This is a genomic window from Anaerosporobacter sp. (genome assembly GCF_031551385.1).
Classification (GTDB): domain Bacteria; phylum Bacillota; class Clostridia; order Lachnospirales; family Lachnospiraceae; genus Anaerosporobacter.
On sequence record NZ_JAVBNS010000262.1, the window covers coordinates 1 to 10,664 of the forward strand.

A 10,664-nucleotide genomic window follows, 5' to 3' on the forward strand; every position below is an offset into this window, starting at 1 on the left:
GAAAAATGCTTTATAAAATTTAATAGGACTCGCCTTACCAAGTGTTTTAATGGCTATAGGATATACTAAAATACCTTGAATTATAAGACCAAGAATTATAGTACCTGAAAGTATGCAAGAAGATATAAACGGAGATATTAAGGGAGAGAAGCAGGTAAGATACTTGCTCGCTCATGAGAAGACACACATCAGACATAAGGATAATCTGTGGCGTATGCTTGCAATCTTAATTTGCTGTATGCACTGGTTTAATCCACTCGCTTGGATTACTTTACGATATTTCTTTGCAGATATGGAATTAGCCTGCGATGAGAGAACTGTGCGTAACTTTTATGAAAAAGAGCGACTGGATTATGTTGAGACATTATTAGCATTTACAAGAAGAAAAACAACGATGTATGCGGTGGCATTTGGAGGAGGAAATGTAAAGGCTAGAATCAAAAGTGTACTTGCTTATAGGAGATTTTCTATTGTAGCATTGAGTGTATTCATCGTAATATTTGCAATAATGGCAATTGTAGTATTATCGAATAAGTAAGAGTTGTAACAAAAAAAATAGTCTTGTATAGCCGCGTAATTTGCAGACAATGAGAAAGGTTGGGTTACGAATATGAATAAAAAGATATGGGTGAAGGGTTTATGCTGTCTGCTAGGTCTGTTACTTTGTAGTATGACTTTATTAGCATGTAGCAGGAACGAAGAAAGAAAAAGTACGCAGCAAGCAGATGGACAAGAAACACAAGAAAACAAGGGGTCAATGGAACTGGAAACAAACATAGACACAAACAAGGAAGAGTTTGCAGAAGATGCTGCATTACTACCAGATGTTTCAATCGTAAAGGAGGCAGATACGTATCTATGCCATGATATGAATGCCGAAGTATTAAAGAAATATCAGGATTCATTGGCTGAACAAGGCTATTTGTTATATAAAGAGGAGGCAATGGACGTTTACTCCTATCTTTATTACAAGAATGCAGAAAAGCGTGTTCAGATAATAGATATGAAGGACGTAGCGATTGTATCCATTGTAAAAAGTGATAAGAGTGTGATTGCCGAAGAGGAGCTTATAACAAATGAAGAAGCGATGCAATTGATAAAGAACTATGATCGTGCTCTCTACCATACGAAGGAAGATGGTATGGAGAATATAGTAGAAGCATCGGTAGTCGTAAAGAACTGGGTTACTGGATTATATGATAAAACAGGATTTTTACTATATAGTACTTATTTGGCGAATGGAAATAGAACAGGAACATATATAATATATGAAAATAAAGCTTATCAGATTTTCGATTCCTTGGAAGATGTTTGTGTGGCAGATATCGATAAAAACGGAACATATGAACTGATTTCTTTAAATAGCGAATATAAAACAGGCGTATACAGAAAGTCCTTGAATGTATATCAAGTGGAGAACCCAATCTATTTTAATAGTCTGAATAAAGTATTACATCTTAATTATACGAACTGCTTTGTTGGAAGAGAAGGATATGGTATGTTAGGATTAGAGAAGATTAGTGATGAGGAAGTACACCTAATAGAAGTGGACGAAATATATGAACAAAATGTTTTAACAAAGAAACCCCTAAAAGATTATGGAAAACTTGTAATTGCGGAGGATAGGATACATATACTTCCAGAGCAAACAGAAGAGTTTCCATATTATCAATGGGACTATGATTATATGATGCCAGAAAGCGATACGAAAGATGCAGAAGTAAAAACAATGGACGAGATACCACAGATAACCGTTATTATCAATGATATCAAATTAAATTGTGTCGGAAGAAAAGTAAACTGGAATACAGAAGAGGAAGAAAGTATAGAATTTTCTGATTTGTTGCAAGCGGATAGCACTCCGCAGTTTGCTAGTCCAGATACGTTATTTAATGATATGTGTGAGATTTGCTTGACTTTTGAAGATACAAAACCAACGAAAATCACGGTGAAGGATTACTTGATTACAGAAGGTGGCGGGCAGCAATATGGCGCAGAAGTAGGAGAGATAGAAAGAGCAGTAAGATATGGTAAGGATGAGAAGTACTACGTTGGATTAACACAGCATATGGCATTATATCTAAGCTCAAGTTCGAATACGTATACGAATCCGTCTTATAGAGGATTTCGAGTGCTATGTGAATTTGGAGAAAACCAAGTGTGTGAGTATGTATTTGTATTATCCATGGCACCAGCATGGTAGAAGAAATAATCCTTTATAGCTAGTAGTGAAGACTTTATAACTAGTAGTGAAGATAATCCATTTACAAATGTATTTTTTCTGCTATAATCATCTAAAGTAATCCTAGTGCTCATTCAACTAGTTTCAATACTAATAACTTGGCTATTTACCAATCTACTGCGTTGTCATCAGTCGACGATGCCATCGCATAGCAACCTTCTTCCGCCTTGTATATTGATAAATATCCGGCGTTCTTTGTATCAACACTGAGCGGCTGGAGCACTAGAAAGGATTATTAAAAAAGTATGGAAAAGGAGATTTAAGGATATGAAAAAGATGAAAAAATTATGTAGCATTATGTTAGCATTGGTATTGTTAGTAACGTGTATGCCAGCAATGACGAAAGCAGCAGAGAAAAAAGATAGTATACCAACGAAGGCAAGAATATATTATTCAGATTCAAGAGCAATAGAAATTGAACTTGCTGATGTTACACAATCAATATCGAATATTAAAACAGATAATAAGAATGTATTTGCAATGCTTACATACGCTTCAACTAGTACAAATAGTGGAAAAAATGAATATGCAATTGGTGTACGTGCAAGTAAGAATGGTACATATACAGTGAGCTTTGACATTGTAGATGCAGATAGTAAAAAAATAGCTACAAAGAAAGTAAAAGTATATGCATACGGTAGTCCAGTAAAAAGTATTACATTTGATGGTAAAAAATTAACATCAAGTGAATTAACTGGAAAGAGTGCTAACGTAAAAGTGGCATTAGAGTCTGGAAATACAATTAAGAAATTAGAGTATGGTTACTATAAGGTAACAAAGAAAGATAATTCAACAGAGAGCGAAATTGTATACAAAACATTTAAAAATGGTGGAAAAGTAACATTTGGAACAAAGGCATATACTTATGACTATACTTATACAAGTAATTATGATGATACGATTTATAGTGATCATTACTTTAGTACATCAATGGATATTCCAACATATATCCGTATTACATATACAGATAAATACACAAAGCAAACGGAAACAACAGAGTTGTATTATCATTCATACGTAAAATAGAATTTAGCTTTTAGAGCGGAATAGTTACATTCCTTCTTGTAATAATAGAATTAATTATGCTATAATATCCTCGGTATAAAACAGAAACAGTTCTAGAGAATGTAAAAGAACTATTTCGACTGGTTCGAAAACTTCCCAGTATAAAAAACTAAGGATTGAAAAGCAAACAAGATGTCTTAACAAACTCATGCCAAGGTCATGATTATTTTGTGATATCCAAATTCTTAGAGAGTTTTATAGAATTAGAGAGGTTACAAAATAAGAGTGATGATATGGTAAAGAGCTTGTTAAGGCATTTTTTTGTTGCTCTTTTCTTTTGAAGTAATTAAAAAAAGAGGAGAAAACAAGATGAACAAGAAGAAAGTATCAACAAATCAAATCACGATAATTGCATTAGCAGCAGTTATCAACATCGTAGGAGGACAGGTTGCGTTACTGCTAAGACTGCCGATTTATCTGGACTGTATAGGGACAGTATTTATAGGTGCAGTATTAGGCCCTGTATTTGGAATCATACCAGGATTTATAAGTTGTGTAATAAATGGTATTACTACAGATATCTATTCCTTGTATTTTATGATTCCCCATCTGATTACTGGTATGATGGTAGGTCTCGTATTCAAAACAAAATGGGCAAAGACATGGAGAGTATGTATCGGAACACTTGTTATGGCTATGCCAAGTATCGTGATAAGCTCTGGCATTTGTGCGTATCTGTTTGGTGGAGTTACCTCGTCGGGTTCGGCACTAATTGTATTTATATTAAGAAAGATTGGTACGAATATGTGGGCAAGTGTATTCGTAGTGCAGTTAATAACTGAATATGCAGACCGTCTTCTTGCAGTAGGAATTGCGATTGTTGTAATAAAAACAATGCCAAAGGATGTACTTAGCAGAATAAAGGGAGAGAATAGAAAATATGGAGCGATACAGTAAGATAACGAATAAAAATCAGCGTGAAATTGTATTACTGAAAGCATTTCCTTGTAAATGGGGGAAATGTGCATTCTGTGATTATATCGATGATAATGCAAGAGATGAAGAAGAGATAAATGCAATTAATGAGGAAGTGCTTTCGAATATAACAGGTGAATTTGGTGTATTAGAGGTAATCAATTCCGGAAGCTGCTTCGAGATTCCGGATAAAACATTAGAGATGATTCGAACGATTATACAGGAGAAGAATATCAAACACCTTTTCTTTGAAGCACATTGGATCTATCGTAATCGATTGGAGATAATGAAGGCATATATGGGAATTCCCATTAGCTTTAAGATTGGCGTGGAATCGTTTGATTATGATTTTCGTGAGAACTATCTGAATAAGAATGCAAAATTTAAAGAACCTAAAGAAGTGAGTAGATATTTCGCATCAGTTTGTCTTATGGTGGGAATAAAAGGGCAGACGAGAGAAATGATAGATAAGGATATAGAGACTATGCTTACACATTTTGAACGAGGCACAGTGAATGTATTTGTTAATAACACAACACAGATACGTAGGGATGATGAATTGGTTGAATGGTTTTGTGAGAAGTACGCATTTCTTGATGAAAACCCGAAGGTAGAAGTCTTATATAACAATGTAGATTTTGGAGTTGGAGATTAAATGTGTAAACAATAGATAATATATAAAACCAAATTCATTCTATTGTGTTGGAATTGTTTGAATATAGTATTAAATTTGACTTGTAAAATACAATTATCAATGGTAACATATAGTAATAATGAAATAATAAGAAAATTCATTACTTAAGTGTAAGACAAGAACGAAGAACGGAGAGATAAGCGTATGAATGAGATTACGAATCACAAGATTAATCTAGTTCCCTTTGATCGTATCGATGGATTTGATATTCGACCGGGGTTCTATGAAATTAATGGTGCTACAGCAATCCCAGGAGGAGTCAATTTCACGATTCATTCAAATCAAGCAACTTCATGTGAACTGTTATTGTTTCAACGGACAGAAGACGAGCCATATGCAATTATTAAGTTTCCAGAACATTATAAGATAGGTTATGTGTATTCTATGATTGTGTTTGGACTTGATATAGAAGAGTTCGAATATTGTTACCGCGTTGATGGCCCATATGATCCAGAGAAAGGGCTTATCTTCGACAAAGAGAAGTATTTACTTGATCCATATGCAAGAGCTGTTACAGGTCAAAGTGTATGGGGGAGAGTTCCAACAAAAGATATTATATATAAAGCAAGAGTAGTTCGTGATGATTTTGACTGGGGAGACTTCGTACAACCACTGCTGCCAATGGAAGATTTGATTATATATGAACTTCATGTACGTGGATTTAGTATATTAGATGGAAAAGTAACGACAAGACCAGGAACATATGCAGCGTTAATCGAGAAGTTACCATATCTAAAAAAGCTTGGAGTAACTGCAGTAGAGCTTATGCCAATCTTTGAGTTCGATGAAATGCATGCTCATCGAGAATATGAAGGTCATGATCTTATTGACTACTGGGGGTATAATACCGTAAGTTTTTTTGCTCCTAACACAGGATATAGTGCAAGTGTTGAATATAATCGAGAGGGAGACGAATTAAAGAGACTAGTCAAGACATTAAATGAGAATGGAATTGAAGTTATATTAGACGTTGTTTTCAATCATACGGCAGAGGGAAATGAAGACGGTTCATTCTTCTCGTTTAAAGGTTTGGATAATAATATATATTATATGTTAACTCCAGAAGGGAAGTATTATAACTACAGTGGATGCGGAAACACGCTAAATTGTAATCATCCAATCGTGAAGCAGATGATAATAGATTGTTTGCGATATTGGGTAACGTATTATCGTGTTGACGGTTTTCGCTTCGATTTAGCATCTATTCTTGGAAGAAATGAAGACGGAACGCCGATGAATAAGCCACCTCTACTTCAAAGTCTTGCCTTTGATCCAATTCTTGGTCGTGTCAAATTAATTGCAGAGGCATGGGATGCTGGTGGACTTTATCAAGTAGGAAGTTTCCCTTCGTGGCATCGTTTTGTAGAATGGAATGGAAAGTATAGAGATGATTTGAGAAGTTTTCTAAAGGGAGATGATGGCTTTGCTGCTGCTGCCGCTGCTAGAATCACTGGTTCAGAGGATTTATATGATCCTGAAGTACGTGGTGAAAATGCATCAGTAAACTTTATTACTTGCCATGATGGATTTACGTTATATGATTTATATTCTTATAATAGTAAGCACAATGAAGCAAATGGTTGGAATAATACAGATGGGGAGAGTAACAATCGTAGTTGGAATTGTGGAGTTGAAGGAGAGACAGATGACCCAGAGATTCTAAAATTACGACACCGATTAATGAAAAATGCGTTTGCAGTACTTATGGTAAGTCGTGGAATTCCTATGTTTTTGGCAGGAGATGAGTTCTGCAACACACAGTTTGGTAATAATAATCCATATTGTCAAGATAGTATCGTATCATGGTTAGATTGGTCTCTTCTTGAGAAAAACGAAGCTATGTTTAAATTCTTTTGCTATATGACGGAATTTCGAAAGAAACATCTTGTAATTCGAAAGGACACAGAAACTTGTTCTATGAACTTTCCGAGCATGAGCCGTCATGGTCTATATCCTTGGAATGCAGATTATCAGTGGAATAGTCATGTAGTAGGTGTTATGTTTGCAGGAAAAACAGAAGATGGAACGAAAGATGATGTTGTTTTTCTTGCAATCAATGCGTATTGGGAAGTGCAGACGATATATTTGCCACAGTTGCCTGAAGATGCACATTGGGTAGTCATGGTAGATACGTATGAAGAGTCTGGATTTGCTAATGAACGAATCGTAGAAGACAATAAGATAGAGATGCAACCACGTAGCGTAATGGTAATGGTGGTATCATAATGATACAAGGGTCTCAAAGTTATACTGTTTTATGCAAGCATGAAAAGTATGACTTTTTGACCCTTGTATCATTTTTTAAAAATAAATCGACACATTCCTTTTAATTTTATAAAGTTATGATATAATAAACGTTATATAATATTATGCAAAGGTGAATGAAAAATATGAGACAAGGGTTTGATAATGAGAAATATTTGAAAATGCAGTCGGAACATATACTAGAACGTATAGGAAAATTCGACAATAAACTATACTTAGAATTTGGAGGAAAGCTGTTTGATGATTATCATGCGTCAAGAGTTCTTCCTGGGTTTGAGCCATCTAGTAAATTGCAGATGTTAATGCAATTAAAAGACCAAGCTGAGATTTTGTTCGTAATCAATGCAGAAGACATAGAAAGAAATAAAATTCGTGGTGATTTAGGAATCACATACGATATGGATGTACTTCGCCTAATTGATGAATACCGACGTAAAGGGTTGCATGTAGGAAGTGCCGTTATTTCACAGTATACAGGACAAACTAGTGCAAATCTATTCAAGGACAAGCTAGAGAAAAAAGATGTTGTTGTATATTATCATTATAATATTGAAGGATACCCAAACAATGTGAATCATATCGTTAGTGAAGATGGATATGGAAAGAATGAATATGTTGAGACGACAAGACCACTTGTTGTTGTAACTGCGCCAGGTCCAGGTAGCGGTAAGATGGCGACTTGTTTATCGCAATTATATCATGAACATAAAATAGGTGTGAACGCAGGATATGCGAAGTTTGAAACATTCCCTGTGTGGAATCTTCCTTTAAAACACCCAGTAAACCTTGCATATGAAGCGGCTACTGCCGATTTGAATGATGTGAATATGATTGATCCATTCCACCTTGAAGCACATGGAGAGACTACAGTTAACTATAATCGTGATGTTGAGATATTTCCAGTTGTAAATGCCATGTTTGAACTAATCTATGGTGAGAGCCCATATAAATCTCCAACAGATATGGGAGTTAATATGGCAGGGAATTGCATCTTTGATGATGAAGCATGTAGGGAAGCTTCTAATCAAGAGATTATTCGAAGATATTATGATACGTTGAATAGAATAGCTACAGATAGTGCAACAAAAGACGAGTTGTATAAGCTTGAATTGTTAATGAATCAAGCAAAGATTACATTAAATGATCGTAAAGTTGTTGGAGCAGCGAAAGAGAGAATGGAAGAGACTGGTGGAGATGCAGTTGCTATAGAATTGCTTGATGGAACAATTGTTACAGGTAAGACAAGTGATTTGCTAGGACCATCAGCAGCAGTATTATTAAACTCTGTAAAATATCTTGCAGGTATTCCAGATGATGTTCATATTATAGCACCTAGTGCTATTGAGCCAATTCAAAAGTTAAAGGTAGAATATCTTGGAAGTAAGAATCCAAGACTTCATACAGATGAAGTATTAATCGCATTATCAAGCAGTGCTTCAGCAGATGAGAATGCTGCTAAGGCATTGAATGTATTAAAGAACTTAAGAGGAGCTCAAGTACATTCAACTGTAAGATTAACAAAAGTAGATTGCGATTGCTTTAAGAAATTAGGCGTTCAAGTAACAATGGAGAGTAAGTCTTCTCAAAGTTTATTAACAGAAGGTCAATAAGGAGTTACGTAGGGACTGTTGCAAAAATAGATGAGGAATCATTTGTAAAGCAACAGTTCCATTTGCTTATAAAAGAGGGGGAGTATATTTCGCATGAAGAAAGTACTTTGGATGATAGGAAGTATTTTTATGATTTTAAGTTTAACAGCCTGTTCTTCTGATGAATGGCCAAGGACAGAAAAGATAGATGGGGTAACGTATCGGAAAGGTTTCTATGACGATAGTCTTTTGAATCTGAATAAAGACCTTACATTTGAAGGGGACAACTATACAATTGATGCTAGAGAGTTCAAGCATCTGGATTTTGAGCAATTTGATGTAATACGTTGCAGGAAGATTGGTTATGATAACACGATACTTTATTGTGCAGAAGAGCAATGGAAGCAGGCGCAGTCTTACTACGCTGATGATAGCAATTATGATTATTATTGCCAGTTCGGGACGGAAAATATCTACAGAGATCCTGTCATTGTAGCCATTCCTGATGTAGACTCTGAAAAGTTTGAAAAACTTATGGATTTTGCTGAAAAAAATCGCTATAAACCTTCTGAACCTGTAAATAAAAACACACGAACTCTTCCAATTCCTGACATAGTTGAATCTCCGGTAATCATTTTTTATAAAGAAAGTAAAGACGGTCTTTTGGTTTCGGTTAGAGGGTATAAATTCTACATTGACAATGATAAGTTAGTGCTTTTATACTACTATAACCATGGGCATGGAGAATATGAAGAAATGCTGGTGGTGGATGTTCCAGACGAATTCGGTCAGCATTTCGTGGAGTTGGTGGCGAATATTACTCATTGATGTTGATGTTAAGAGTTATTTTGCCCCTTGTATAATATATGAAGTAATGTAAAATATTAAAAGAGCACAAAGAAACTGTGATGATTCAGTTTATTGTGCTCTTTTAGGTTAAGAGAAACGGTATAAGATGGATTTTAGTAATGTGCCATTCGAGGTGGTTAAAATGAGTTGAGATTAATCATCTATACCAAGAGGTTTACCATCTTCATATCGATAGAAAAATACTTCTTTATAGTCAGTTCCATCAAAATACTTGATAGAACCAACTTTTGGATTTTGACCTTTGAAATCTTCAAATTTGACGTTAGTATATATATAACCATGAATAAAATTATTTTCTCGGATGGAGATTTCATTAATTTTAGTAAAGACAAATTCTTTATCACCCGCTAAATCTCCATCGAGTAAGAGATTACAACCAAATCCTATGATACCCTCATGGTTATAGTATAATACAGTAATATAATCATTGATATGAATAGGAGTAGTGTCATTTCCAGAGATAAATGTAATATTGCTATCTATCATCCAGCCACCTGCTGATTTGTGTAGATAGGTATTTGAAAATTCCAAAACAATCTCAGACTCTTTACCATAATCGGGAATCTGACAAGTAATTTGAAAAGATTCGTTTGAACCATTATATGGATTTGTAATAGAACCTTTTTCGTTAACAGCATAAGTGGGGGGAGTGGATATTGGTTCAGCAATGTTCTTAATACTAACATCTTTATTATAGCAAGCCGTTAAAAATAGAGCATAAAATAGTGCTAAAATAGTAACCCTTTTCATAGTAATCCTTTCTGTTTAGGTGATTTTATAATAGAAAAATCTTTGAATCGCACTATATGACAATAAAGAAAGGCTAATGGATATGAGAAGTATTCATATCCATTATTCTTTTTTATATAGTTTGGATTATGTAGTTTTTTCAAAACAAAACTTTTTATAGTTAGTGAAACAAAATATTTAATACAACCAGCTTTGTTTTTGTAGTTAATAAAAATATAGTACAAAATAATACCCAAAAGAGCACGCTATCCATAATTAATCTATTCTATTTAAT

The 10,664-nt window shown here is 34.6% G+C and carries 9 protein-coding genes and 1 riboswitch; of the genes, 8 read left to right on the forward strand and 1 reads right to left on the reverse strand.

Features of this window, described 5'->3' with window-relative positions; translation table 11 throughout:
- Positions 1–94 precede the first annotated feature (94 nt).
- The 8 genes from RMR19_RS19705 to RMR19_RS19740 all read left to right on the forward strand — a co-directional run bounded on the left by RMR19_RS19705 (position 95) and on the right by RMR19_RS19740 (position 9,598).
- Entirely contained in the window at positions 95–538 is a 444-nt protein-coding gene (locus RMR19_RS19705; protein ID WP_310605224.1) for a M56 family metallopeptidase, read from the forward strand.
- 72 nt (positions 539–610) lie between these two features.
- The gene (locus RMR19_RS19710) at positions 611–2,203 is read left to right on the forward strand and encodes a hypothetical protein (RefSeq protein ID WP_310605216.1); all 1,593 of its coding nucleotides are present in this window, start codon (positions 611–613) and stop codon (positions 2,201–2,203) included.
- Between the two features lie 306 nt (positions 2,204–2,509).
- Positions 2,510–3,268 (forward strand): hypothetical protein, encoded by a 759-nt coding sequence (locus RMR19_RS19715; RefSeq protein WP_310605217.1) that lies wholly within the window; start codon positions 2,510–2,512, stop codon positions 3,266–3,268.
- A gap of 113 nt (positions 3,269–3,381) precedes the next feature.
- Positions 3,382–3,426: riboswitch (PreQ1 riboswitch) on the forward strand.
- Positions 3,427–3,616: 190 nt separating this feature from the next.
- On the forward strand, positions 3,617–4,204 hold the full coding sequence (locus tag RMR19_RS19720) for an ECF transporter S component (RefSeq protein WP_310605218.1): 588 nt from the start codon (positions 3,617–3,619) through the stop codon (positions 4,202–4,204).
- Complete coding sequence (locus tag RMR19_RS19725; protein WP_310605219.1) at positions 4,188–4,877, forward strand: radical SAM protein; 690 nt, start codon at positions 4,188–4,190, stop codon at positions 4,875–4,877. The genes RMR19_RS19720 and RMR19_RS19725 overlap by 17 nt, the downstream gene beginning before the upstream one ends.
- A gap of 183 nt (positions 4,878–5,060) precedes the next feature.
- Complete coding sequence (gene glgX / locus RMR19_RS19730) at positions 5,061–7,142, forward strand: glycogen debranching protein GlgX (RefSeq protein WP_310605220.1); 2,082 nt, start codon at positions 5,061–5,063, stop codon at positions 7,140–7,142.
- Positions 7,143–7,306: 164 nt separating this feature from the next.
- A complete protein-coding gene (locus RMR19_RS19735; protein WP_310605221.1) occupies positions 7,307–8,791 on the forward strand; it encodes a DUF1846 domain-containing protein in 1,485 nt (494 codons plus the stop codon).
- A 93-nt stretch (positions 8,792–8,884) separates the two neighbouring features.
- Entirely contained in the window at positions 8,885–9,598 is a 714-nt protein-coding gene (locus tag RMR19_RS19740) for a hypothetical protein (protein ID WP_310605222.1), read from the forward strand.
- 174 nt (positions 9,599–9,772) lie between these two features.
- Here the strand turns inward: RMR19_RS19740 and RMR19_RS19745 are convergent, their stop codons facing one another.
- Positions 9,773–10,390, reverse strand: a complete 618-nt coding sequence (locus tag RMR19_RS19745; protein ID WP_310605223.1) for a hypothetical protein — start codon at positions 10,388–10,390, stop codon at positions 9,773–9,775.
- Positions 10,391–10,664 lie beyond the last annotated feature (274 nt).